This is a genomic window from Bacillus sp. D48C (genome assembly GCF_053345735.1).
In genome coordinates this window covers 541,067-567,545 of record NZ_JBKFAQ010000001.1, presented here as the reverse complement: position 1 = coordinate 567,545, position 26,479 = coordinate 541,067, and the positions used below count along the sequence as shown (strand labels likewise).

The following is a 26,479-nucleotide window of genomic DNA, read 5'->3' as shown; positions in this document are numbered from 1 at the left end:
ACTCCATACGAATATGTACAAGCTATATGCTCATATATTTCGATAGAAGAACGCGTGAAGGAGGATAACAAGATGAACCTCATAAAACAAATTGTTAATAAAAAATTAAATCATATTTCTACAAAAGAGTTATTAAAATATAGCAAAGAATATGAAGTTTCTATTACGACTGCACAAGCTGACCAAATCGTTTTACTTATGAAAGGTAAAAATATTAATATTTACGATAACAACGAGCGACTAGAGCTCTTAAAACAGATCGCAAGAGTAACTTCCCCTGCCACTGCCCAACAAGTAAATACATTATTTCAGCAACTACTAAAATAAGGAGGGGATTTCCCCTCCTTATTGTGCTTTAATTTTTTCAAGAATCCCTTCATCAAAATTACCGTTTTTCAGCATTTTGATTTCCAATTTGTATGGTGGTTTCTTATCTTTTTTATCTTCCCCTACATACGGTGTTTCAAGAATTTTTGGTACATGCATTAACTGTGGATGATGTACAATGTGATGCAATGCTTTATACCCAATGTGACCAAATCCAATATTTTCATGACGGTCTTTTCCTGCTCCGCGTACATTTTTACTATCGTTAATATGAAGTACTTGTAAACGATCTATACCAACGATCTTATCAAATTCGTTTAACACGCCGTCAAAGTCATTTACAATATCATATCCTGCATCGTGCGTATGGCACGTATCAAAGCATACAGATAGCTTTTCATTATATTTTACACCATCAATAATCTTTGCAATTTCTTCAAAGCTACGACCGCATTCTGTTCCTTTTCCTGCCATCGTCTCTAATGCAATGTTAACCGTCTGTTCTGGCGTTAATACTTCATTAAGCCCTTTAATAATTTGTTGAATACCAGCATCTGCTCCAGCACCAACGTGCGCTCCTGGGTGAAGAACAATTTGTTTCGCTACACCTAATGCCGATGTTCTTTCAATTTCCATACGAAGGAAGTCTACACCTAATTGGAATGTTTCTGGCTTTGTCGTATTCCCAACATTAATAATATACGGTGCATGGACGATAATCTCCTCAATTCCATTCAGCTCCATATGTTTTCTTCCTGCTTCTATGTTCAATTCTTCAATTGGTTTTCTTCGTGTATTTTGCGGTGCACCTGTATAAATCATAAACGTCGTTGCACCATATGAAACAGCCTCTTCACTTGCTGCTAATAACATTTTCTTACCACTCATGGAAACATGAGATCCAATCTTTAACATACAATCACCTCTTCAATATACAATAGATATAATGATAGCATAATTTGTAGAAATATGTAGTGAATTGTTTGTTCACAAAAGACGCACTACACAAATTTATTTGACTATTTAAACAGACTATACTTTTCATTTAAATTAGCGGGATTAAAAAAAGATAAGGGAAACCCCTTATCTTTTTTTATTGCTATATTTTCTCTTCACTTTGTCACGTTCTGTTGCAAGTTTACGTTTATAGTTTGGTTTTACTTTTTTCGGTTTTTTAATAACTTTTGTTGCCATAACATCAAGTTCGTCATTTGGTTTTTTACGGCTCTTACGACGACGACGCTCACCTAAATCCGCCCACTCATCTCCACGTAAATCTACATGTTTAAACTCGATATGACGTTGTTTTTCTAAGCTATCTAACGCTTCTTCGTTTGCTGGATCATAAATCGTCACTGCAATACCAGAATGCCCCGCACGTGCTGTTCTTCCAACGCGGTGAACGAAGAAATCTAAATCTGATGGTAGCTCATAGTTAATAACATGGCTAATCCCTTCAATATCAATACCACGTGCTGCTAAATCAGTCGCAACAATATATTGGAATTCAAGGTCACGAATTTGTTTCATCATTTTTTTACGATCACGTGGTGATAAATCCCCGTGAATTCGTCCAACTTTTAAGCCGCGTTCCATTAATCCATCAGCAACTTGATCCGCCATCTTTTTCGTATTCGTGAAAACAACTGCTAAATACGGTTTAAATTGAAGTAGCATTTTATTCACTAAATCAATTTTATTACGATGTTTAGAAGGCACTAAATAGTGTTCAATGTTTCCAGCTGCAACTTGTTTTGGATTGATATGAATATGCTCTGGATTCTCCATATATTTCTTCAGAAACGGTTTTAGTTTTTGAGGAATTGTTGCAGAGAAAACTAGCATTTGCAAGTTTTTAGGCATACGTGCTGCAATTTTATCTACATCATGAATAAATCCCATATCAAGCATTAAGTCTGCTTCATCGACAATAATCGTATTTGCTTTATGAACAAATAATGCTTGTTCTTCAACTAAGTCTTTAATACGCCCTGGTGTCCCAACTACGATATGAGGTTGTTTTTTCAATTTTTCAATTGAACGTTGTTTATCAGTTCCACCAATTAAACAACGCGCTGTAATCATTTGATCTTCCGCACAGAATTTTGTTAATTTCACAATCTCTTCGTAAATTTGTTGTGCTAACTCACGAGTAGGTGCTGTAATAACAAGTTGTACTTCTTCACGGCTTGCATTAATTCTGTTTAATGTAGGAAGTAAGTATGCATGTGTTTTCCCAGAACCTGTTTGGGATTGCCCAATTACACTTACACCTTTTTTCACGACCGGGAAAATTTTCTGCTGAATTCCTGTCGGCTCTGTAAAGCGTAGTTCACGAACTGCATCTATTAAAAATGGTTTAAAATCATACTGTGTAAAAGTTTTTTGTGTCATAAGTTACACCTTCTTTCTAAAATTTCTACTGCGCGCACAAATCAGTCAAGTCTACATTATATCGAAATCTACAAGTAAAATCCATCTTTAGTTTAGGTTTTCACTTCAAAAACTAACCTTCTTCCCTTTTATTGCATATTGTATGTGTATATACCTAACTGAAGAAAGGAGGATTTCTCACATGTTTCCGAAATCCCCTACAAGGCAAATGTATCCGAATCAAGGACAACAACCTTATACACCATATCCCATTCCACAACTACCACCAATGGCGCAAAAAAAGAAAGGTTTTCTTGCTAAGCTTTTTAAAAAACACGATCCAACCGAGCCTTTTATGCAAATGGTTCCGCCTTACCGACAAATGGAAGGCCCACCGATGATGCATCAGCAACCACCGCCGCAGCAATATCAACAGCAATATCAGCAGCAATACCAGCAACAATATCCTCAGCAACATCCACAATATCAACCATACATGCAGCAACATCCTGAGCAAATGATACCGCCTCAAATGTATGAATCAAATGAAACGCGCGGCGGGGCAGCAACTACAGCTGCAGCAAGCAGTGGCATCGGCAGTTTTTTTTCGAATTTAATTTCGAATCCAACTAATATGATAAATAACATCGAAAAAGTATCCCAAGTCGTTCAATCTGTAGGTCCTGTCGTCGAACAGTACGGTCCTATTATGCGTAGTCTACCAAGCATTGTTAAAATCCTCACCTCTGGAAAAAGTACGGAAGAAAATCAAACGGAAAATGTAACAGAGCCAGTTGAGGTAAAAAGTCCGCCTCCTACACCTCAAAAAAAGAAACGAAAACGAAAGAAAATAGTGATTGAACCTGTAATAGAAAAAGAGTTACCGAAAGAACCAGTTCAACAAACAGCAACAAAACCAAAACTATATGTGTAACAATCCTTTGTTTTCTATCCACTCCTCCTTTATAATGTAAAAGACTATGCACAAAAGTATCCCTTGTTTAGAAGGAGAGGATTACTCATATGAAAATTGTTAAAATTTCCCCTCGTGGTTATTGCTACGGTGTTGTCGATGCAATGGTAATTGCACGTAACGCCGCATTAGATAAATCATTGCCGAGACCCATTTATATTTTAGGTATGATTGTTCACAATAAACATGTTACAGACGCTTTTGAAGAAGATGGAATCATCACATTAGACGGTCCAAGTCGCTTAGAAATTTTAGATAAAATTGATTCTGGTACTGTTATTTTCACTGCACACGGTGTTTCTCCAGAAGTTAAACAACGTGCAAAAGAAAAAGGTTTAACAACAATCGATGCCACTTGTCCAGATGTTACCAAGACGCATGACCTTATCGAAGCTAAGAAAGCGGAAGGGTATCATGTCATTTATATCGGTAAAAAAAATCATCCAGAGCCAGAAGGCGCAGTCGGTATTGCACCTGACATCGTTCACCTTATCGAAAGAGCCGATGATTTAAAAACATTAGAAATCCCAACAGATAAAATTTTAGTAACGAATCAAACAACAATGAGTCAATGGGATGTTCAACATTTGATGGAGGACATTCAAAAAAAATTCCCAACAGCAGAATTCCATAAAGAAATTTGTTTAGCAACCCAAGTTCGCCAAGAAGCTGTCGCTAAACAAGCTGATGTTGCAGACTTAACAATTGTTGTTGGTGATCCGAAAAGTAACAATTCAAATCGCTTAGCACAAGTATCACAAGAAATCGCAGGTACAAAAGCATATCGAGTTGCTGATGTAAGCGAAATCCAATTAGAGTGGCTACAAGGTGTAGAAAACGTAGCTGTTACAGCAGGCGCTTCTACTCCAACTCCAATTACAAAAGAAGTTATCGCTTTCTTAGATCAATATGACCCAATGAATCCCGCTACATGGGAGAGAGTTCGAAAAGTACCGTTACAAAAAATATTACCTCGTGTAAAAGTGAAAAAAGAACAATAATAAAAACCGTTGCCTATATGAGCAACGGTTTTTATTTTTCTTATACAAATGTAAATGGATCTGTATGTAATTGCGAAGCATGAATGTGTACATTGAGTTTCTTTGCATCCACTTTTTCTTGTAATTGCTTTCGCACACCTTGCTTCATTACTTTTTCAACGTTATGTCCTGGGTCAACTATATTTAAACCGAGCATCATCGCATCATGAGCAACATGATAATACATGTCACCTGTTACATATACATCCGCTCCTTTAAATTTAGCTTGATTGATGTATTTGTTACCATCACCACCAAGTACAGCTACTTTGCGCACTTTATCATCTAATTTCCCAACAACTCGTGCACCCTTTACATCTAATGATTGCTTTACATGTTCTGCAAACTGTCCAAGTGTCATTTCTTCTTTTAAGTATCCTATTTTCCCAAGCCCTAATGTTTCGCCTTTGTTATCAAGTGGATACACATCATACGCTACTTCTTCATATGGATGTGCCGTTACCATCGCTTTAATCACTTTTCGTTGTAGTGAAACTGGAATAATCGTTTCGATTCGCACTTCTTCTACGCGCTCTAACTGTCCAGTTTCCCCTACATAAGGATTTGTCCCCTCTTGAGGTACAAACGTACCTGTACCCTCGCTACTAAACGTACAGTGGCTATAATTGCCGATATGACCAGCACCTGCGTCTCCTAATGCTTTTCGTACTTCTTCTGCATGAGTTACTGGCACAAACACAACAACTTTTATCATTTCTTCCGCATATGTTGGTGCTAGAACTTCTGTATTTTGCAACCCTAACGCCTCAGCAAGTAAATCATTTACTCCGCCCTTGGCAACATCCACATTTGTATGCGCTGCATAAATGGCAATATCATTTTTAATACACGTTTCAATAATTCTTCCGTACGCTTTATCTGTATGAATCGCTTTTAACGGATTAAAAATTAAAGGATGATGCGCGATAATGACATTCGCTCCTAATTGAATCGCTTCCTCCACAACTTCCTTCGTTACATCTAACGCAATCAATACGTGTTGTACAGATTTATTAAGCGCTCCAATCTGCAGACCAATTTTATCTCCTTCCATCGCCAAATGCTTCGGATACATACTTTCAAATAAAGAAATAATTTCATGGCCGTTTGGAATTTTACTCATGATAAAATCTCCCCTATCATTTTCATTTTCGCTTCTACTTCTGCACGTTTCGCTTTTGTTTCTTCAGAATTAGCCGCACGTTCTAACTGTTTTAAAATATTTTGGAAGTTTTTCAATTCCCCTTCCCATTTCTCACCAAAAGCTTCATTTTTCTCTTTTATTAGAAATGGCCCCATAAACAATCCCGCTTGTTTATTTTCCGAGTAAGGTGCTTCGACATTTCCTCGCTCTCCTACTAAAATCTCGTAAATTTTCCCATCTTCTTTTACGATTTTTTCATGGATAAGCTCCCAACCATTTTCAACAAACCATTCACGAATATGATGTGCTGCAATATTCGGCTGTAAAATTAAACGTGTTACACCTTCTAATTTTTCTTTACCACTTTCTAAAATGTCACGAATTAACGCTCCGCCCATTCCAGCAACCGTAATAACATCTACTTCTCCTGGCGCGATAACAGCTAATCCATTCCCTTTACGTACATCTACTTTATCTTGTAAGCCACTTTCAGCTACAGTTGCTTGTGCAGAACGAAATGGTCCATCTACAACTTCTCCTGCAACTGCTTTTGTAGCAATATTATTTATAATTGTATAACACGGTAAATACGCATGATCCGATCCAATATCAGCAACTGTAGATCCTACTGGTATTTCACGCACAACTTCTTCTAATCGTTTTGAAAGCTTTACTTCATTCATGTATTTCCATTACTCCTTCTCTTGTCAGTCTGTCTCCATGATAATGAATTTATAGTAGTTGTTGCAAGCCCATAACAACAATTCACTTCTATATCATTCATCGTATTTTAGAAAATATAGAAAAACAAGCCATTTGCATAAGCAAAAGGCTTGTCATACGGGACTTTATTTTTTCTTCGATAACCAATCAGCTACTTTAGTGGCTTGATCAGCTGGAACTATATTAGCAGGCATATTGCCCTTTCCTTTCGAAAGAATTTCTTTAATTTCATCCTTTGAAAGTTTCCCACCAATTTTTTGTAAGTTAGGTCCTACCGCCCCTTGTAACTGATCACCGTGGCAGCTCGTACAGCTTTGCTTCACAATATCCTCTGGTTTTGATGCTGTTTGTGCTGGCTTCCCGCCATTTTTTGCATCAGCTAACTCTTTAGATTTATTTAGCCCCTGAAATGAAAATACAAACATAACGATAATACCTAATGCTGCAATAAGAGCGAACGGAATCAGCGGATTACGTTTCATATCTCTTCTCCCCCCTCTATACCCCTAAATAGTTAGATGATTCAGTCATTTCCATTGTACTTGAAAACGCTCTATCAGAAAAGAGTAAACTACTACTTGTTAAAAATATTCCATAAATTCAGTTTATTGTTTTTTATTGTCATATAGCTTATTATTTCGATAATTATTAACGTTTCTCATCATATTTTTCGCTTTTCTACATATATTTTTGTATAGAATAAACAAAATTAATCGAAAAATCGAAAAATGAGCATTTGCAAATCAAAAGACAATTCTGTAAAATAAATTACAAGAAATTGTAATCGTTGCCGATAGCTAAATTTTAACAAAAATTAACAAAATAAAAAAGTTTACTTCACAAAGGTGAAGTAAACTTAAAAAATAACCTATTCTAAGAAATCCTTAAGACGCTTACTACGACTTGGATGTCTTAATTTGCGAAGTGCTTTTGCTTCAATTTGACGGATACGCTCTCTCGTTACGCCGAATACTTTCCCAACTTCTTCAAGCGTACGAGTTCGTCCATCATCTAAACCGAAACGAAGACGCAGAACATTTTCTTCACGATCTGTTAGTGTATCTAACACATCTTCTAATTGTTCTTTTAGCAATTCATAGGCTGCATGGTCCGCAGGCGATGTTGCTTCTTGGTCTTCAATAAAGTCACCTAAATGGGAGTCATCTTCTTCACCAATTGGTGTTTCAAGAGAAACTGGCTCCTGTGCAATTTTTAAGATTTCACGTACTTTTTCTGGAGCAAGATCCATTTCTTCACCAATCTCTTCAGGAGACGGTTCGCGACCTAAATCTTGTAATAATTGACGTTGTACACGAATTAACTTATTAATCGTTTCAACCATATGAACTGGAATACGAATTGTTCGCGCTTGGTCTGCAATGGCACGTGTAATAGCTTGGCGAATCCACCAAGTTGCATACGTACTAAATTTGAAACCTTTACGATAATCGAACTTTTCAACAGCTTTAATTAGACCCATATTACCTTCTTGAATTAAGTCTAAGAAAAGCATACCACGGCCTACGTAGCGCTTTGCAATACTTACTACAAGACGTAAGTTTGCTTCTGCAAGACGACGTTTCGCTTCTTCATCGCCTTCTTCAATACGCGTTGCAAGTCGAATTTCTTCTTCTGCAGATAGTAAGTCTACACGACCAATTTCTTTTAAATACATGCGAACAGGATCGTTGATTTTAACCCCAGGTGGTACACTTAAATCATTGAGGTCAAACTCTTCTTCTGTTTTTGTAATTTGGCGATTATTAGGGCCTTCTTCGTTGTCATTATCACCAACTAAGTCAATGCCTTGTTCACCTAAATATTCATAGTATTCATCCATTTGATCGGATTCAATTTCAAATCCATTCATGCGTTCTGCAATCTCTTCATATGTAAGAACGCCACGTTTTTTTCCGAGCTCAGTGAGTTGCTCTTTCACTTGCTCAAGGGTCATTTCAGTTTCAATTTGTTTAGAACGAGCTGGTTTGTCAGCCATCTGTTCCCCTCCTTACGCGAGATACAAACATTCATTATACTAAAACTTTATCAAAAAAGCTATTTTCTCGCTTTTTGATTTTGTAAATATGCTACATAATATTTAGCAGCCTCTACAGGATCTGTTTTTTCCATTTGTTTCACTTTAAAGATGATCTCCATCTTTTCAAGTTTTTCCTGATGCCGTCTAAGCGTCTCCAAATGGCCTTGCAACACTTCTTCTGTGTATTCTGGATTAATAAATTCATCCGTCGAAATATCAGTGATAATATTTTTCAACTTTTCATCAGAGAGCCAACTTAAAAATGTTCCGACTGAAGGTTCATTTCCCTTTTCATAATATGCGTATAGTTCATATAAAATCCCTTTATGTTCTTCTGTATGAAAATCTTCTATATGGGATTCCATACGAACAGCTACTTCTGCACTTTGCAACATATGGTAAATAATTTCTCTTTCCGCTCTTTCAAAACCTGTTAACTTCGGTTTTGTTTGAACGACTTGAGACGGTTTAGCAACCTGCTTTATTTGTTTTTGCTGTACCTTTTGTTCTTTGCGATATTGGTGCAATTGATTCAAAAGTGTTTCCATTGAATACGAAAATTCTTGCGATAATGACTTCAAATATGACTCTGCCTGCATCGCATCTTGTAACAACGATAACTCTTTTAAAACACTTTTCACATATTCTTCTTTGCCAGACTCATCTTGCAAATTTTTCCCTAAACGCAAATAATTTATTTTAAAACCAACAAAACTCACACTTGATTTCACAAGATTTTCAAAAGCGGTAGTCCCATATTGTTGCACATATTCATCAGGATCAAGCTTATCTGGCAAGGATGTGACTTTCACTTGGCAACCAACTTTTAGCAATAATTGCCCTGCTTTCATCGTCGCTTCTCGCCCTGCTTTATCACCATCATAGCAAAGAACAACAGTTTCAACGTTACGTCGCAGAAGTTTTGCTTGTTCTTCAGTTAAAGCCGTTCCCATTGTCGCAACGGCTTCTTCCACGCCACTTTTTACCGCAGCTAGTACATCGGCATATCCTTCAAAAAGAACCACTTGCCCACGCTTTCTAATAAACGGTCTTGCTTGGTGGAAGTTATACAACAATTTACTTTTGTGAAAAATTGGCGTTTCCGGGCTATTTAAATATTTTGGAGTGTCATCTCCTAACGCCCTTCCACTAAACGCTATCACCTTACCTTGTAACGTATAGATCGGGAACATAACTCTTCCACGGAAGCGATCGTAATGACTACCATCCTTCTCACTTCTTATTAGAAGGCCAGCTTGTTCCATACTAGACAGCGATAAACCTCTTTTTTGTAAAATTTTCGTCGCTGCATCCCAAGCAGGTGATGCATAACCAATTTCAAACTTCTCAATCATCTCTTTCGTAATACCACGGTTTAATAAATATGAAAGTGCTTCATTTCCCTCTTCCGTATTTACTAATAAATGATGATAATACTTTTTCAATAATTCATGAGCTTGTTGCATGATGACAGTGTCATCAGATATGTCTTCTTGTTGTCCTTGCCCTGATGTGTACTCTGCAACCGCAATTCCATTTCTTTCGCCTAGCTTTTGAACAGCCTCGGTAAAAGCCAGTCCTTCCATTTTCATTAGAAATGAAAATACATTTCCGCCTTCTCCACATCCGAAGCAATGAAAAATTTGCTTATCAGATGAAACAGAGAATGAAGGAGAATTCTCACCATGAAATGGACAAAGGCCGAAATAGTTACGCCCCTGTTTTCTAAGTTGAACGTATTCACCAATTACTTCTACAATATCGGATGATGTCCGAATCTGTTCAACAACTTCTTCGGGAATTCTGTTCCCCATAACTCCATCTCCGTGTCGTATTTTGTATTCGATATAAATTAAAAAATTCCTTTATAATTCGACAATATTTTTCTAAACTTGTTAGAAAGTGTTGCCGATTACATTGTATAAACGGTTTTGAACCTTTCCTATAGGTCCTTTATCTGCATAAATCGCAGATACATACCTGCTATATAAAATTGTATACATTTGCTCATCTGTTACAAATGTACCTCTTAGAAACAATACATATACACCTTTTTACAAGAACAGTAGCAAGTCACATATACTGTTTGATCTTGAGATCTGTAGCTTTTTCATGTTGATCCATATAACAATCAACTCCATTTTGTTCAGTATCTACAAAGATCCAATTGCCTTGCTATTTCCTTAAAGGATGAGCATATGATGCGACAAACAAAATTCCGACATGAAATTCCGCTCCAACTTGCACAATTTCATTCTTCACGGGACATGCATCTATACCAACTAATATGTTGTTGATGTTTTGCATATTTCTGTATTCTACATCCCTTCTGTGAATCCTTCCATAATGTGCGTTTTCTTGTATAGATTTTGTCGATTTAACGTAATTACATGTCTTTTTCGTAAATCCTATCCCTAGTTTATTCTGAAAAATTAAAGTCTAAACGTAAAATATAGGTTTTTATCACAATTTTTTATTATAATATATTTTCTTCAACTACGCTACATATCCCTTTATTTTTTCATCTTACATTTCAGGATGACAAACTCACACCTTGAATATACTAAAAGACAAAGGAGTATAAGTATAACCATTACACTACAATCTATTACAAAATCCATAGATATCATATTTCACCAGAGCGAAAAAAGCACATTCACCTTTGGTAAATGTGCTAAAACATTTTTTGGTTTTGCACTGCATTCACAATAATATTTGCTGTTTCTTCAATCGCTTTATTAGATACATCGATTACTTGGCAATTTATTTTACTAATTACTTCCTCAAAGTGATCAATTTCTTCTTGAATACGATTAATATTTGCATACGTTGCTCCATCACTTAATCCAAGTGATTTTAATCGTTCTTTTCGAATATGATTTAACTTATCTGGCGTAATTTTCAAACCGAAACATTTTTCTTTTGCCACTTGATATAGTTCTTCAGGTGGGTCAACTTCTGGTACGAGTGGTACATTCGCAACTTTCAAGCGTTTGTTATGAGCTAAATATTGAGAAAGTGGTGTTTTTGATGTACGCGAAACACCAATCAACACGATATCTGCTTTTAAAATACCTCTTGCATCTCTGCCGTCATCATACTTCACAGCAAACTCAATCGCTTCAATTTTTTTAAAGTATTCTTCATCTAACCTACGGACAACACCTGGCTCATACCTCGGCACTTGCCCCGTAATTTCTTCAATTTGATCAATAAGAGGGCCGATAATATCGTATGCCTCTACCCCTTCTCTTGCAGCCTCCGTCACTAAATACTGGCGCATATCAGGCTTAACTAACGTAAAACATATAAGTGCTTGATTACTCTTAGCAATCGAAATCACTTCTTTTAATGTCCCTGTATCTTCTACATACGGTACACGTCTAATATCAGGAGCAAACGGGAATTGCCCCATTGCTGCTCGAACAACCAAATCAGCCGTTTCCCCTACAGAGTCAGATACGACATATACGATTTTATTATCCATTACATTACCTCACTTTAAACAAATTACACTTATTCGTTATTTACTAAATTTACAAACGCACGTGTAATATTTGTTTTTGTAATTCGCCCAATCACTTCTAAACCTTGTTTCGTATCTTTTACAACTGGCATTGCATCAATCTGTCTTTCTATTAATTCCATCGCAATATCATATAAAGAATCCTCTCTACGACACATCGCAATGTTTGGCATCCTTGTCATGATAATATTAACCGGAAGAGAGGTTAAATCCTGCTTTCCTAAGCTCGCTCTTAATAAATCTTTACGAGACACAACCCCAACTAATAGAGTCATCTGATCTACAACGAACAATGTACCAACGTCCTCTAAAAACATCGTACAAATTGCATCGTATACGGAAACATTTTTATCAATTACAACCGGTCTAGATTGATAATCTTGTACTTTAATTTTCTTAACAGCTTCAGATAATAGCTGTCCCCCAGTTTTACCCGTATAAAAATAACCTACACGTGGACGTGCTTCTAAATAACCAGCCATCGTTAAAATTGCTAAGTCTGGTCTTAGCGTCGCACGTGTTAGACCCAATTGCGCTGCAATTGATTCCCCTGTAATAGGACCGTGATCTTTTACAATCTGAATGATATGTTCTTGCCGTTTATTCAGCTCTATGATAATCACCACCTTTAATGCACAACGAAAAAAGTTATACTATCTCTTAAATATTATATACTAAATATGCTATTCGAAAAAGAAAGTATGTAAAAAGGACCGTATACGGCCCAAAATTATATTTGAAACTTATCAAGTTGTTCTAAGAAACGTCTTGATTTCAAATAAATTCCGCAATATTCATCATAATATGTATTCAATACTAAACGCATTTGTTTTTTTGTGCTATCCTTTACCGATACATTTCCGAGCCTATGTAAATCGAAATGGAAGAAAAGACGTAATAATTTATGAACAGCTTCTCCTACCGGTATACGATATGGGTCTTGCTCTGCATGACGTGAGCACAGAAAACCGCCTTCCCTGACGGAGAAGGCGACAAAGTCTGTTTCTTGATGACAAATCGCACATGTATCAAAGTACGGGCGCATCCCTAATACCGGAAGCATTTTCGTTTGATAAATTAATGATAATACTTCTGAATCAACACCCTCACACATATAATGCAACGTTTGATATAACATTTCAAATAAATACGGATTATGTTTTTTATCTTCTGTTGCTTTATCAGTTAACTCAACAATAAATGATGCATAAGCAGTTAAAAATATATCCTCGCGAATTTCTTTCATAGTTGAAATAATCTCGCCTTGTTGCAATGTTCCAAGCCCTGATCCCATTTGAATAAGAAAATGGCCATGTGTCATTAATTGCGACACAGATGCTAACCGGCTTTTCGGTTTTTTTGCCCCTCTTGCCATTGCACTTATCTTACCAAGTTCTCTTGAGAATATTGTAACAATCTTGTTCGTTTCTCCGTAATCTGTCGTACGGATAACGATGCCCTCAACTTTTTGAAACATGTTCGTCACCATCCAAGGTTTGAACAAAACGGGTCAAGAAATTGGAGAGTCTAGATGTGCTAGCTCCTCTTCATGTTGATCCATCTCATCGTTTACGTCTTTTTCCATTTCTTTCAAAAGCAAGTACGTTTCAATGCTTCCTGTTTTGGAGAAAAACTTCCAGGTAAAATCTAGCATAAGAATCCACCTTTCTCAATAAGCGTAGCCTATAAACCAATTTCCTTTGTTGTTATTAAATTGACCCATTTTGTCCATTTTCATGTGAGAAAAATTTTTCCTAATTTATCAAAGTTCATAAAAACCAATAATCAGCGGATGAACAAACCATCCACTGATTACAGCTTTACTATATTTTAATACTCGTCTTCACGGAAACCAAGGTCTCGAAGCTGTGACAGCTTGTTACGCCAATCTTTTTGCACTTTTACCCATACTTCTAAAAATACTTTAGAACCAAGTAGCGCTTCAATATCAAAACGAGCTCGCTTACCAACTTCTTTTAACATTTTCCCTTGTTTTCCGATGATGATTCCTTTTTGCGATGCACGTTCAACAACAATCGTTGCATTTATATAAACTGCGCCGCCCTCACGCTTTTGAATCGCATCGATAACAACAGCCACAGAATGCGGCACTTCTTCACGTGTTAAATGTAGTACTTTCTCACGAATAAGCTCCGCAATAATAAATCTCTCCGGATGATCCGTTACTTGATTATCTGGATAGTATTGTGGTCCTTCTGGTAAATACTTTTTAATTGTTCCAATTAAAGCATCCACATTATTACCGTCTAACGCAGAAATTGGTACAATCTCTGCAAACTCATGTAGTTTACGATATTGATCAATTAACTCTAGTAATTGTTCTGGATGAAGTTGGTCAATTTTATTAATTACTAAAAATACTGGTTGTTTCGTTTCTTTTAATTTCTCAATGATGAATTCCTCACCACGACCAAATCCTTCAACTGCATTGACCATAAACAGAACAATATCAACTTCTTTCAATGTCGTTTGAGCCATCTTTACCATGAAGTCGCCTAATTTATGTTTAGGTTTATGTATTCCTGGTGTATCAATGAAAATAACTTGTGAATCATTTTCTGTATATACACCTTGAATTTTATTACGAGTCGTTTGTGGCTTATCACTCATAATAGCAATTTTCTGGCCGATAATACGGTTTAAAAATGTAGATTTTCCAACATTCGGTCTGCCAATAATAGAGACAAAACCTGATTTATAACCTTTTCTATTCATGTAAATCCTCCGCTAAAAATGCTCCTGGTAACAATTCTCCGACTGTCGTCTCTTGAACGTCACCATGTAAATTTGATAAGTATACTTTCGTATCCTGTTTACATAATTCTACCATAACTTGTCGACATGCTCCACAAGGAGGTACTGGACGCTTTGTATCTGCTACAACCGCAATGGCTACAAATTCTTTATCTCCTTCAGAAACCGCCTTAAATAAAGCTGTTCTTTCAGCACAATTACATAAGCCATATGATGCATTCTCAACATTACATCCACGATATACTTTTCCATCGCTCGTTAATAATGCTGCACCTACTTGAAATTTAGAATATGGTACGTACGCTTGTTTACGCGCTTCGATTGCTTCTAAAATTAATTGTTTACTATTCATATTCCCGCATCCTTCCTGTTCACAGCTATGAAGAGATACACTCTCTCATTAAAGGCCCTTACGGCACTTCCAAAGCTTAATAAAAGCTTCGGAATGCAACTATACCATATACGGTAAAAAGATAATAGCACCAATTATAACAGCTATAATTGCAAACAATAAAACCGCTCCTGCTGCAACATCCTTTGCAATTTTTGCAAACGGATGAATATCAGCAGTCGCTAAATCTACTGTTTTTTCTACAGCCGTATTTACCATTTCTAAACTCATTACACTCCCTATTACAATAAGTAATATCATCCACTCTATTTTCGTAATATGGAAATAAAAGCCGCAGCATATAACAATGACTGCGGCTAAATAATGAATTTTCATATTTCGTTCATGACGAAGACAAAAGAACATACCAGCTATAGCATATCCAAAACTATCTATAAGTTTTCCTTTTTTCATCGTCCTAATCCAAAAGCTTCTAAAATTTCTTTTTGTCTTCCGAACATTTCTTTTTCTTCTTCTTCTGTCATGTGATCATAACCAAGCAAATGTAAAAAGCCATGTAACGCCAAAAATCCAAGTTCACGATCGAAAGAATGGCCGTACTCTTCAGCCTGCTCTTTCGCCCTTGGAATAGAGATAATAAGATCACCTAACATGCGCGGCATCTCTGCACCAACAATCTCCATTTCCCCTTCTCCCATCTCTTCCATGGCAAAGGATATTACATCTGTAGGTTGATCTTTATCTCGGTAATCACGATTAATTTCTCTAATGCGCTCATTATCTACAAATGTCACCGATACCTCCGCGCCATCCTCGATATTTTCCATTTGAGCTGCCTTTTCTAACACTTCACGAATTAAACTCATATACGCTTCTTTTACTTCTTCTGTTTCATCAATAAAATCAATTAACAAACTCATTCTTTCTCCTTTTCTTCCGGAATTTCCGGATATGTAATACGCGAATGGAAAATACCATTTAACGTTTCACATAACGTTTTCCCAACGATTTGTAGTTCCTTAAACGTCAAATCACATTCACTAAATTGACCGTCTTGCAATCGATCTTTAATAATGCTTTGCACTAAATTATTAATTTGTTCTGGCGTTGGGTGATTCATAGAACGTACCGCAGCTTCTACACTATCAGCAATACCAACAATTGCCGATTCCTTCGAAGTTGCTTTTGAACCCGGATAACGGAACATCTCTTCTGTATATTTTTCTTTATCTTCTTTAATCGCTTTATAATAAAAATATTTCAGTAACGTTGTACCGTGATGTTGCCCAGCGATATCAATAATTTCTTGTGGAATATGATATTCTTCGAGCATTCTTACTCCATCCGTTACGTGAGCAATTATAATATCTTTACTCGTTACAGGATCTAATTTATCATGCGGGTTTTCAATCCCCATTTGGTTTTCAATAAAGAATTGTGGTTGTACTGTTTTTCCTACATCATGATAATATGCCCCTACACGCGCTAATACACCATTTGCCCCGACTGCTTCGCAAGCAGCTTCAGAAAGATTCGCTACCATTACACTATGATGATATGTCCCTGGCGCTTCTAACAAAATTCTGCGTAAAAGCGGATGATTTGGACTTGATAGTTCCATAAGCTTCATACTTGATACGATTCCAAGTCCACTTTCTAAATATGGTAAAATCCCCATAGCCAAAACGGATGATATAATCCCTGAAAGTGAAGCCATTAATAATTGCGTACCAATTTCAAGAGGCGAAAAATTCCCATTACGTAATAATAAGAGCGCCGCCAATACGACTACATTTAATACAGAAACGAGTATACCAGCTTGTAAAATCATTGTACGACGATTTTTTTCTCTCAAGAAAATACTAACCGATAATGAACTTAACAATACGTAAATCCCTACACTATAATTTAATGTACTCGTTACTCCTTCATTAAACATAATACTTCCGCATACAGAAAAAATCATACTCGTTAAAAAGACAAATCGATCACCAATCATTAATTTCACAAGTATTGTTCCCATCGCAACCGGGACAACATATGCAATCCCTGCATATTCAAGTTTTTGAAACAAACTAATGATTTTCATTAAAACGATTGTGATAGACAAAATTGTGATATACGCTAAAACATACGGTCTATCTTCTCTTTTTCTCTTTAAAAATAATTCAAATTGTTTATGCATAAAGTATAGTAACACACCAATGAGTACCGCTAATCCAACATAAGGTTGAAAACCGTTCCCTTTTTCTAACAAGCCAACTAATTTCAACTGATTATACACATCACTTGAAATTGTTTCACCTTCTCTAACGAGAACTTGTCCTTGAAGAATATAAACAGGTGGAACTAAATCTTCCTCTGCTTTTCTCTTCTCTTTCGTTAAGATCGGGTCATAAAAATAATTCGCTGAAATTGCATATCTTCCTAGCGCCTTAATTGACTCTTTTAAACCATTATCAACATTAACACTATTCATCTCACTTACATATCGTTCTTTCGCATCTTTCAATTCGTCCATTTTAATGTGCTCAGTCATGATACTATTAATCGCTGTGACCGCAGCATCTTTCGCTAATACTAATTGGCTCGAATCTGCATTAATCAAATTTAGTAAGTTTGAATCAGATAATTCTTTCGTTAAGTCAGCGGGTAGTTTCTTTTTTAACTTGTCCACTTTCTCAGCATCAGTCATCTTTTTTTGATCATCCGGTCCAACAGCTTTAATCTCTTGCACCACTTCATCCACTTTAGCAAAGACGTCATTCACAATATCAACTTTATTTTGTTTATACTCACTTTTATATGTATATTGATCTTCAACTTTTGTAGAGGCTTCTTTTTTCTTTTTATCCGTTGTAACTTTATCTTCAATTTTTATAGGAGAATGGATTGTCTTTTTCGCAATAGAATACATGTTAACATCTAATTGCTCTGGTTTTACATTATTCATAAGCGCAAAAAACAGCACTGCTCCTAATACAACGTAAGAAATCCAACTTAGTTTTTTCGAATGTTGTAAATTACGAAACCACTTAGAAATTTCTTGAGATCTTGACATGATTTCAATACCTTCTCCTCTCCAGAAATAAAGTGAAACTATTTATAGCTTTCATTTCTTCTACCCAACGATACTTTGAGGTAACATTTTATACACCAGTACCTATAGTTTATTTTCCTTATCTTTCATGATAGTAAAAAATATGCCGTTCGCCAACCTTATCATACAAAAAGAAATGATCCTGACAAATAGGATCATTCCATTTTATCATATGCCTCAATAATACGTTGCACCAATGGATGTCTGACAACGTCTGTTTGTTCTAATGTAATAAATGACAGACCTGATACACCAGATAAAATATTAGCAGCTATAGATAGCCCTGATTTTACCCCTTTTGGCAAGTCTACTTGTGAAGGGTCGCCTGTAATAACCATTTTAGAACTAAAACCTAATCTTGTTAAAAACATTTTTATTTGAGCACCCGTTGTATTTTGAGCCTCATCTAAAATAACAAATGAATCATCAAGCGTACGCCCCCTCATATAAGCAAGCGGCGCGATTTCAATTACTCCTCGTTCCATCATACGCTGCGTATATTCTTGTCCAAGAATATCATGTAAGGCATCATATAATGGGCGTAAGTATGGATCTACCTTCTCTTTCAAATCCCCTGGTAAAAAACCTAAATTTTCTCCAGCTTCTACAGCAGGTCTTGTTAGAATGATTTTCTTTACATATCCTTGTTTTAAAGCTCTCACAGCCATTACTACGGCTAAGTATGTTTTTCCAGTTCCTGCAGGCCCTATCCCAAAGACAATATCATTCTTCTTCATTGCATGAATATATCGTCTTTGCCCCATTGTTTTTACACGAATGGATTTACCTTTTGCAGTCTTGAAAATTTCTTCTTCATATAACTCTTCAAATTGAGCAACTTTCCCTTGTTGTGCGAGCTGAATTGCATACGCAACATCTCTCTCTGAAATTGATATACTTTTACGAATTACAACAAGTAATTGCTGTAAGATTTTTTCTACGAGTGTCACCGTTTCAACTGCCCCAGATACATGAACAGTTTCTCCTCTAGTTACGATCGATACATTCAGTTCTCGTTCAATTACTTTTAAATGCGCATCATTGACTCCAAAAAGAGCGATTGCTTCGTTAGTATTTTCCAATTGTTGGTTCATTTCTACTAATTGTTCTGCCATTACTCAGTCTCCTTGAATATCGGATTCGGATATTGGTTGTGGCTCTGCAATATTTTCAATCACAGTATAATGCAATGTGACTTTTAGTTGATCCGCCTCAACCTCTTTACTCAAAATCTTATCACTTACAATCATAGCATGTTCATCCAATTTTTTCTTTAGTTCTTTTTCGGCCATCTCTTTCGCTACTTTCAGCGCTTGCTTTTCTGTATATTCTCGGTTCGCTTCTTCCTCTTCTCTCACAACATCTTTTTCATATGCAATCGGCAGTGTAAAACCAAATAATTTCACATCATGCTTTACGCTTTCAGTACGAGAGCGTTTATACTTATCATGTTGAAATCCCCATATTTTTATTTTCGTACCCCCAAATTTAAGAAAATGTTCATTGTATACATTACCAGTATACACTTGGAATTGCGTCTTTAACGGGACATCCACCTTAGATGTATACCACGTTTCGCCATACACAATACCTTTCGCTGAAACAATCGTTGGACTTTCCTCATTACCATATATTCCCGATACGAGAATCTGCCCTTTTTCCACATGATCATTTTTCAGTACAACCGGCTTTCCAACTTCTACAAACGTTTTTGTAATAATCGCTTCTTTTTTTGCTACTAAATTTTGCGGCATTTGTTCCTTTTCTTTTTTCGGTTCGTTTTTTTCAACAATTTTAAAATGATACGTCGTTCCTCTTACTTCTAATCCCGCCCAAGTAATGGCATTAATATTATCTGTCAAATGGCGTTGTACATCTTCTACATTCGGCATTTGAAACTGTAGTTTTCCTTTTTTAATACCCATTTTATCCAATTCTTTCATCAATATATATTCTGTTTCAGGTTTTGCTCCTGTAATTTCAATTTTCCAAACCATATTGGACATTGCAATCACGCCAAAAAAGAAAATTAAAAACCCAATTAAAAATCCACTGTTTTTAATTAAACGCTTATTCCAAAAAGGAAAACCATAACGTCCAATAAAGTATAATTTACATTCATTTTTTCTATAAATTGGTTTTATTTTTTTCACATCGCGTAACAACATACAAAAAACTAACGTTTCATCAGCTATCTTCTTAACATCCCAAACTAATAAATTCCTCCGTACACATTCATTAACAAACCGTTCCGCTCCTCTACCTTCAATTCGCACTTTTACATATCCAAGCCACTTTATAAACCATTTATTTTTCATTTACCACCTTCACTACCTTTCTAAAAGTAGATTTGAAGCATTAAAATAGCTCGTACTAAAATGAAACAAAGTAAAACTGTAATCGATCTCTATCAACGAAACTTTTACAGGATAAAGAAGAAAAACTTCACTAATGGAAGTTTCACTTCAATCACCTTTTTTTTCATTTTCTAAAAATGTTACTTGCTCAATTATCCCTTCGAGCAAAAGCTCTTCTGGAAGAATCGTTTTAATAACAAAGGATTGTCCTTTAATTAGTAATTGACCGTGTTTTAAAAGCAATCGCACTTCTTTATCTGAAAACACTAATAGTCCCCGATGATTTTCTATATAAATATGTATTTGCCCAACAAGAGTAATCCGAGGTAGATCCATTAATACATCCACTGGTAGGTCTACTTGTTTTGTTAACCAATTTTTCATTTGTTCTAATTTCTTCATCTCGAAAGACCCCCCTCTCATCCCATATATGTATTTCTTCACAAGTGCCTATCGTGTTATAACGACTTCACTAACATAACTATATTCTGTAAGAGTTCATATCATGTTAATAAAACAGTCGCTATATGAAATCATATTTATCGGGACAATGATGGATCAGAGGATGTGATCCTTAATAATAGAAGTATTAATACAAGAATATGCGCCCCTAGGGGATATCAGTACAAGTTGCATGAAGAAATTGAGCCTAGTGAGAAGTTAGAAACTTGAAAAACCCTGTTACAATTTGTTCTGGGCGTGACATACTGACCATAGAATAAGTAGTTGTCATTCATTAGACAAATGAAATAAAATTCGAAAAAGAAATTGCTCCACTCTAAATTTTACGTTGTAAGTAAGAATACTTTATAGGTAGTTGTTATATGAATTTCAAAAAATATTAGGATTCACTAAAAAACAAAAAAATGAATTAATAAGCGAGGAAATACGAAAGGAAATTGGATTTAGTCAAGAAATTTTGAATGTTATAAAACAAGTCACTGACAGTAGCATCTAGCCCTTCTATGCAACTGATTCAAAATCTAAAATAGCTGGAGTCTCTGTCGTTACCTTTGAAGATTATGCTGAACAGCAAGTTATAAAACTTCAATCTGAACTTCAGCCCCCCATACTTAGCTTTTATTTGTGAAAGAAGTTTTAGTCAAGGAAGTAAGAGTAAGTGTAGCATTGGAAGTATACAAGGAAATGGCCAATTTGATATCCTTGCAATCCAACCAACAAATGGCGTTAATTACGAAGTTAGCAATAAAGATGTTATTTTTAAACTAAGAAAATGGAATGATCGCTATCCTTTTATCATAATCAGTGCAGATTATGACTGGGTTGATACCATTTTTAGCGTGTTACCTACAGACGCCGAAATGCAATCTTTCGCGCAAGAAATGTATGAATTTTGTCCAGATATAGTGGAACAAGGAACAGAAAGCATTGAGGAGTTAGTCGAAGAAATTAAGAAAACGAAAAAGCTTTTTTTATGGTGGGATTAATCATAACTAAGGCCGTTACCCTTTTTTACATACCAGAGGCGTTTCTATCACTTACAGAAACGCTTTTTAAGCAATATAGTGTTTTTCCTTAATAAGAACAATAAAAAAACGTCTCATACGAAATGAGACGTTTTTTTATGCTAATAGCTGGATAACCAACTTATTCACAAGTGATCCGTCTGTTTTACCTTTTACTTTCGGCATAACAGCAGTCATCACCTTACCCATATCTGCTTTAGAAGTCGCACCAACTTCAGAAATAACTTGTTTGATTACATCAACTAGTTCTTCTTCAGTTAATTGCTCTGGCAAATATGCGCTTAAAATCTGAATTTCACTTTGCAGTTTATTAACAAGGTCTTCACGACCAGCTTTTTTAAATTCAAGGAGGGAGTCCTTATACTGTTTTACTTCACGAGCTAAAACTGTTACTTCCTCTTCTTCAGTAAGAGTATGTTGCAGTTTAATACCTTCATTTTGTAAAGCAGCCTTAACCATACGGATAACGGTTAATTTTTCTTTTTGTTTATTCTTCATCGCTTGTTTCATATCATCGTTTAAACGACCGAGAAGACTCATAACTTACACCCTCTCTTAGAATTTACGCTTTCTTGCCGCTTCAGATTTCTTCTTACGTTTTACACTTGGTTTTTCATAAAACTCGCGCTTTCTTGCTTCAGCAAGTGTACCAGTTTTAGAAACCGATCTTTTAAAACGGCGAAGTGCATCCTCCAAAGACTCGTTTTTACGAACGACTGTTTTTGACATTCTCTTTCCCTCCCTCCGAAACATCACACTTACATACTAACTTCAGCATGCAAAAAGAAACACTTCTTCAGCATGTCTTTTACGATTATAATACATTTTATCACTTCAGGTCAACTATTTGGCAGAATAAAAGAAGAATAGAAGCATTTCCTTTTCAAAAGTTATACAAATATCTAGTATCCTTCTTTCATGAAGACAACTATATTTTTATCATTTCAACTTTTTTCATACAGGGATGCACGAAACGCCTCCCTACCTTCTAGTACTTAACCGCTTCAAATAAAGAAAGCATGCAAACCATTTCCGGTTGCACGCTCTTTTTTATGCGCTTGCTGATTCTTTTTTCACATCATCTTCAAGAACACGAACAAATTGCGCTTCGTTATATGGATAGCCAGCCTTCGTAATTTTCACTTTCACTAGCTTACCAATTAATTCTTCTGATCCTTCAAATACAATTTTCAAGTAGTTATCTGTATACCCTACATATAACCCTTCACGGTCGCCGTCTTTAAATTGCTCTTCTGGAATGATTTCAAGCACTTCACCTTCAAACGCTGATGCATATTCTTTCGCTAATTGATTAGATAGCTCAATTAAACGATGAACACGATCGTTCTTCACATCTTCAGGAACTTGATCTTCCATGCGTGCTGCAGGTGTTCCTGTACGTTTTGAATAAGGGAACACGTGTAACTCAGAGAAGCGGTTCTCTTTAATGAAATTGTATGTTTCCATGAATTCTTCTTCTGTTTCACCTGGGAAACCAACGATTACGTCAGATGTAATCGCAAGGCCTGGTAACGCTTCTTTCAAACGATCTAAACGCTCTTGGAAGAATTCCATCGTATATTTACGACGCATACGTTTTAATACAGTATTAGAACCAGATTGCAACGGAATATGCAAGTGACGTACAACTACTTCAGATTTATCTAACACTTCAATTACTTCATCTGAAATTTGACTCGCTTCAATAGAAGAAATACGAAGACGTTTTAATCCGCCTACTTCCGCTTCCATATCACGAAGTAATCCAGCTAAGTTATAATCTTTTATATCTTCGCCGTATCCACCTGTATGAATACCCGTTAATACGATTTCTTTATAGCCTGCATCCACTAATTGTTGTGCTTGTTTAATAACCTCTTTTCCATCACGAGAACGCATTAAACCACGCGCCCAAGGAATGATACAGAATGTACAGAAGTTATTGCAACCCTCTTGTATTTTTAAAGACGCACGTGTACGATCCGTGAAATAAGGTACATCAAGTTCTTCGTACACACGTGTTTTCATAATATTGCGGACAGCATTAATTGGTTGACGCTCTTTACGGAATTCTTCGATGTAACCTAACATCTTTTCACGATCCTGTGTACCAACTACAATATCTACACCTGGAATCGCCATAATTTCAGCTGGAGATGTTTGTGCATAACATCCCGTTACGCAAATAACTGCATCTGGATTTTGACGCACAGCACGTCTGATTACTTGACGGCTTTTTTTGTCCCCAGTATTCGTTACTGTACATGTGTTAATAACATAAACATCAGCTTTCTTTTCATATTCTGTTCTTTCATAACCACCTTGTTTAAACAATTGCCAAATGGCTTCTGTTTCATAGTGGTTTACTTTACAACCTAACGTATGGAACGCAACAGTTGACATTGATCATCACCCCATCAATTCAAAATGATACGAAGCAGCACTTAACGCGTATAACGGCGCCGTTTCTGTTCTTAAAATTCTTGGTCCTAAACTACATGGTACAAATTTATGTTCACGAAGCGCTGTAATCTCTTCCTCAGCTAAACCGCCTTCTGGGCCAAATACAATCAATAGCTTTTGACCTGGTTTCATTGTCGTTAAAGCTTTCGCAAAATTAGATTTCTCGCCTTGTTTTGCTTCCTCTTCGTAAGCAACAAGACAAACATCATACTCACCACTCATTTTAAGCAGTTGCTTAAATGATGCCGGAGCATGTACTTCCGGAATTTCACTTCTATGTGATTGTTCCGCAGCTTCTTTCACAATTTTTCTTAAACGCTCAACTTTTTTATCAGCTTTTTTCGCATCCCATTTTACGATAGAGCGAGATGCTTGAAATGGTAAGAATGCAGCTGCCCCAAGCTCAGTTCCTTTTTGAAAAATCAACTCTAGCTTGTCTCCTTTTGGCAGTCCACTTGCAATCGTCACGAAAACAGGAAGTTCACTTGACGCCTCTACCCATTCTACAATAGCCGTATTAATAAATTCACTGGTAATTTCATCAATTGAACATACTGCTGTTTTTCCGTTTACACAGCAATAAATTTGATCGCCAGCTGTCATACGCATTACTCTCGCAATGTGATGTACATCATCACCTACAATGCGAATTTTTGCTTCACTTACATGTTTTTCTTCTACAAAATAACGTTGCATATAATCACCTTAGTAGAGTTTCGTTCCTTTCGTAAGTCAACACTTACGAAAAGAACGAAACATTATCATTTTTCATATAACAAACGGCAAGTCCCTCACCTTATAGTGAGAGACTCCCCTTTTCATTATAGACTAAAATCTATATTACGCATTTCGTGCAATAATTGCTACCCAATCTTCCATTCGTAACACTTCTTCAATTGTAAATCCAGCTTGTTCTAACGCCTCAGAAATTACTTTTTCCTTCGCAGCAATAATGCCCGATGTAATAAATAATCCACCTGACTTCACAACTCTCGCTGCATCTTCAGGGAATAAAAGAATAATTTCTGCTAATAAGTTAGCTACGATTAAATCAACAGGACCTTCAATACCTTCTAAAAGACTATTTTGCCCAACAGACACGATATCATCTGTTTTATTTAAACGCACATTCATTTCTGCACTTTCAACTGCAACCGGATCTAAATCATATGCTTGAACAGAAGACGCACCTAATTTTGCCGCTGCAATACTAAGCACACCAGAACCTGTTCCTACATCAATGATAGCGTCACCTGGCTGTACTGTTTTTTCTAAAGCACGAATACACATCGTTGTTGTTGGATGAGTTCCTGTACCAAACGCCATACCTGGGTCTAATTCAATGATTTTTTCATCAGGAGAAGATGGTGTATATTCTTCCCACGTCGGTACGATTGTGAATGTATCAGAAATTTGTACTGGATGGTAATATTTTTTCCAAGCAGTAGCCCAATCTTCTTCATTGACTTCGTTAACGGTAATATTTCCAGTACCAATTTCAATGTCGTAAGATGGAAGCACATCAATAGATGATTTTACACCTGCAATCGTTTCATGTAAAGAATCCGTTTGCGGGAAATATGCTTTTATTAATACACCTTCCGCCGGATATTCATCTGGATTCAATGCATAAATTTCACCATATTGTTGCTCGCGCTCTTTCGTTAACTCCGCTGGATCCTCAATCGCAACTCCGCTAGCACCAGCTTCATGTAAAATATGAGAGACAGCTTCTACTGCTTCTTCTGTTGTATGAATACTAATTTCTGACCATTTCACAATTTACCAACTCCATTTTTTA

At 36.2% G+C, this 26,479-nt stretch carries 28 protein-coding genes and 1 pseudogene; 4 read left to right on the top strand and 25 right to left on the bottom strand.

The genetic code is table 11. The features are described from left to right. Positions 1 to 72 precede the first annotated feature (72 nt). Positions 73 to 327 carry a DUF2624 domain-containing protein gene (locus ACLBXA_RS03030; protein WP_001048959.1) on the top strand — a complete coding sequence of 85 codons (255 nt, stop codon included), beginning with the start codon at positions 73 to 75 and terminating at the stop codon, positions 325 to 327. 18 nt (positions 328 to 345) lie between these two features. Here the strand turns inward: ACLBXA_RS03030 and ACLBXA_RS03025 are convergent, their stop codons facing one another. Both ACLBXA_RS03025 and ACLBXA_RS03020 read right to left on the bottom strand, forming a co-directional pair. After that, positions 346 to 1,242, bottom strand: coding sequence for a deoxyribonuclease IV (locus ACLBXA_RS03025; protein WP_098832681.1), 897 nt, complete (start codon positions 1,240 to 1,242; stop codon positions 346 to 348). A gap of 168 nt (positions 1,243 to 1,410) precedes the next feature. Further along, on the bottom strand, positions 1,411 to 2,721 hold the full coding sequence (locus tag ACLBXA_RS03020; protein ID WP_000192443.1) for a DEAD/DEAH box helicase: 1,311 nt from the start codon (positions 2,719 to 2,721) through the stop codon (positions 1,411 to 1,413). A gap of 181 nt (positions 2,722 to 2,902) precedes the next feature. Here ACLBXA_RS03020 and vrrA point away from each other — a divergent pair, with 181 nt between their 5' ends. Together vrrA and ACLBXA_RS03010 are read left to right on the top strand one after the other, a co-directional pair. Next, positions 2,903 to 3,634 carry a VrrA/YqfQ family protein gene (vrrA, locus tag ACLBXA_RS03015; protein WP_000484178.1) on the top strand — a complete coding sequence of 244 codons (732 nt, stop codon included), beginning with the start codon at positions 2,903 to 2,905 and terminating at the stop codon, positions 3,632 to 3,634. Between the two features lie 89 nt (positions 3,635 to 3,723). Further along, positions 3,724 to 4,674, top strand: coding sequence for a 4-hydroxy-3-methylbut-2-enyl diphosphate reductase (locus tag ACLBXA_RS03010; RefSeq protein WP_000706658.1), 951 nt, complete (start codon positions 3,724 to 3,726; stop codon positions 4,672 to 4,674). 40 nt (positions 4,675 to 4,714) lie between these two features. Here the strand turns inward: ACLBXA_RS03010 and ACLBXA_RS03005 are convergent, their stop codons facing one another. The 18 genes from ACLBXA_RS03005 to yqfC form a co-directional block, all read right to left on the bottom strand. After that, positions 4,715 to 5,836: a Nif3-like dinuclear metal center hexameric protein gene (locus ACLBXA_RS03005; protein WP_098832682.1), complete on the bottom strand. Its 1,122-nt coding sequence runs from the start codon at positions 5,834 to 5,836 to the stop codon at positions 4,715 to 4,717. After that, positions 5,833 to 6,540: a tRNA (adenine(22)-N(1))-methyltransferase gene (locus ACLBXA_RS03000; RefSeq protein WP_001006546.1), complete on the bottom strand. Its 708-nt coding sequence runs from the start codon at positions 6,538 to 6,540 to the stop codon at positions 5,833 to 5,835. Before ACLBXA_RS03000 ends, ACLBXA_RS03005 begins: the two co-directional genes overlap by 4 nt. A gap of 165 nt (positions 6,541 to 6,705) precedes the next feature. After that, positions 6,706 to 7,062: a cytochrome c550 gene (gene cccA, locus ACLBXA_RS02995; protein WP_000828142.1), complete on the bottom strand. Its 357-nt coding sequence runs from the start codon at positions 7,060 to 7,062 to the stop codon at positions 6,706 to 6,708. Positions 7,063 to 7,448: 386 nt separating this feature from the next. Next, positions 7,449 to 8,576: an RNA polymerase sigma factor RpoD gene (gene rpoD / locus ACLBXA_RS02990; protein WP_000764066.1), complete on the bottom strand. Its 1,128-nt coding sequence runs from the start codon at positions 8,574 to 8,576 to the stop codon at positions 7,449 to 7,451. 59 nt (positions 8,577 to 8,635) lie between these two features. Then, positions 8,636 to 10,432, bottom strand: coding sequence for a DNA primase (gene dnaG / locus ACLBXA_RS02985; RefSeq protein WP_000528221.1), 1,797 nt, complete (start codon positions 10,430 to 10,432; stop codon positions 8,636 to 8,638). 81 nt (positions 10,433 to 10,513) lie between these two features. Next, positions 10,514 to 10,657 (bottom strand): hypothetical protein, encoded by a 144-nt coding sequence (locus ACLBXA_RS02980; RefSeq protein WP_000479749.1) that lies wholly within the window; start codon positions 10,655 to 10,657, stop codon positions 10,514 to 10,516. Positions 10,658 to 11,292: 635 nt separating this feature from the next. Next, positions 11,293 to 12,105, bottom strand: coding sequence for a pyruvate, water dikinase regulatory protein (locus ACLBXA_RS02975; RefSeq protein ID WP_000368949.1), 813 nt, complete (start codon positions 12,103 to 12,105; stop codon positions 11,293 to 11,295). Between the two features lie 29 nt (positions 12,106 to 12,134). Next, positions 12,135 to 12,767, bottom strand: a complete 633-nt coding sequence (locus ACLBXA_RS02970; protein ID WP_000583756.1) for a helix-turn-helix transcriptional regulator — start codon at positions 12,765 to 12,767, stop codon at positions 12,135 to 12,137. A 107-nt stretch (positions 12,768 to 12,874) separates the two neighbouring features. Next, positions 12,875 to 13,621, bottom strand: coding sequence for a DNA repair protein RecO (recO, locus tag ACLBXA_RS02965; RefSeq protein WP_000487007.1), 747 nt, complete (start codon positions 13,619 to 13,621; stop codon positions 12,875 to 12,877). Between the two features lie 33 nt (positions 13,622 to 13,654). Continuing rightward, positions 13,655 to 13,798 carry a YqzL family protein gene (locus ACLBXA_RS02960; protein ID WP_000883924.1) on the bottom strand — a complete coding sequence of 48 codons (144 nt, stop codon included), beginning with the start codon at positions 13,796 to 13,798 and terminating at the stop codon, positions 13,655 to 13,657. A 176-nt stretch (positions 13,799 to 13,974) separates the two neighbouring features. Then, entirely contained in the window at positions 13,975 to 14,880 is a 906-nt protein-coding gene (gene era / locus ACLBXA_RS02955) for a GTPase Era (RefSeq protein ID WP_001080236.1), read from the bottom strand. After that, the gene (locus ACLBXA_RS02950; RefSeq protein WP_001086287.1) at positions 14,873 to 15,271 is read right to left on the bottom strand and encodes a cytidine deaminase; all 399 of its coding nucleotides are present in this window, start codon (positions 15,269 to 15,271) and stop codon (positions 14,873 to 14,875) included. Before ACLBXA_RS02950 ends, era begins: the two co-directional genes overlap by 8 nt. Before the next feature lie 99 nt (positions 15,272 to 15,370). Next, a complete protein-coding gene (locus tag ACLBXA_RS02945; protein WP_000715475.1) occupies positions 15,371 to 15,724 on the bottom strand; it encodes a diacylglycerol kinase family protein in 354 nt (117 codons plus the stop codon). After that, positions 15,721 to 16,191: an rRNA maturation RNase YbeY gene (ybeY, locus tag ACLBXA_RS02940; RefSeq protein ID WP_000054680.1), complete on the bottom strand. Its 471-nt coding sequence runs from the start codon at positions 16,189 to 16,191 to the stop codon at positions 15,721 to 15,723. Before ybeY ends, ACLBXA_RS02945 begins: the two co-directional genes overlap by 4 nt. Continuing rightward, a complete protein-coding gene (locus ACLBXA_RS02935; RefSeq protein ID WP_000091515.1) occupies positions 16,188 to 18,332 on the bottom strand; it encodes an HD family phosphohydrolase in 2,145 nt (714 codons plus the stop codon). Before ACLBXA_RS02935 ends, ybeY begins: the two co-directional genes overlap by 4 nt. 194 nt (positions 18,333 to 18,526) lie before the next feature. After that, entirely contained in the window at positions 18,527 to 19,486 is a 960-nt protein-coding gene (locus tag ACLBXA_RS02930; RefSeq protein ID WP_000840522.1) for a PhoH family protein, read from the bottom strand. A gap of 3 nt (positions 19,487 to 19,489) precedes the next feature. After that, positions 19,490 to 20,689: a sporulation protein YqfD gene (gene yqfD / locus ACLBXA_RS02925; protein ID WP_000792496.1), complete on the bottom strand. Its 1,200-nt coding sequence runs from the start codon at positions 20,687 to 20,689 to the stop codon at positions 19,490 to 19,492. Positions 20,690 to 20,836: 147 nt separating this feature from the next. Further along, positions 20,837 to 21,130: a sporulation protein YqfC gene (yqfC, locus tag ACLBXA_RS02920; RefSeq protein WP_000732269.1), complete on the bottom strand. Its 294-nt coding sequence runs from the start codon at positions 21,128 to 21,130 to the stop codon at positions 20,837 to 20,839. 415 nt (positions 21,131 to 21,545) lie between these two features. Between yqfC and ACLBXA_RS02915 the strand changes: the two are divergent. Beyond that, positions 21,546 to 22,176: pseudogene (locus ACLBXA_RS02915) on the top strand (DUF4253 domain-containing protein). 135 nt (positions 22,177 to 22,311) lie between these two features. Here the strand turns inward: ACLBXA_RS02915 and ACLBXA_RS02910 are convergent. The 5 genes from ACLBXA_RS02910 to prmA all read right to left on the bottom strand — a co-directional run bounded on the left by ACLBXA_RS02910 (position 22,312) and on the right by prmA (position 26,457). Further along, on the bottom strand, positions 22,312 to 22,755 hold the full coding sequence (locus tag ACLBXA_RS02910; protein WP_000054582.1) for a GatB/YqeY domain-containing protein: 444 nt from the start codon (positions 22,753 to 22,755) through the stop codon (positions 22,312 to 22,314). Between the two features lie 15 nt (positions 22,756 to 22,770). Next, the gene (rpsU, locus tag ACLBXA_RS02905; RefSeq protein WP_000048061.1) at positions 22,771 to 22,944 is read right to left on the bottom strand and encodes a 30S ribosomal protein S21; all 174 of its coding nucleotides are present in this window, start codon (positions 22,942 to 22,944) and stop codon (positions 22,771 to 22,773) included. 321 nt (positions 22,945 to 23,265) lie between these two features. Continuing rightward, positions 23,266 to 24,618, bottom strand: a complete 1,353-nt coding sequence (gene mtaB / locus ACLBXA_RS02900; protein WP_000108679.1) for a tRNA (N(6)-L-threonylcarbamoyladenosine(37)-C(2))-methylthiotransferase MtaB — start codon at positions 24,616 to 24,618, stop codon at positions 23,266 to 23,268. Positions 24,619 to 24,624: 6 nt separating this feature from the next. Further along, positions 24,625 to 25,374, bottom strand: a complete 750-nt coding sequence (locus tag ACLBXA_RS02895) for a 16S rRNA (uracil(1498)-N(3))-methyltransferase (protein WP_063675696.1) — start codon at positions 25,372 to 25,374, stop codon at positions 24,625 to 24,627. A 144-nt stretch (positions 25,375 to 25,518) separates the two neighbouring features. After that, the gene (prmA, locus tag ACLBXA_RS02890) at positions 25,519 to 26,457 is read right to left on the bottom strand and encodes a 50S ribosomal protein L11 methyltransferase (protein WP_000872098.1); all 939 of its coding nucleotides are present in this window, start codon (positions 26,455 to 26,457) and stop codon (positions 25,519 to 25,521) included. Positions 26,458 to 26,479 lie beyond the last annotated feature (22 nt).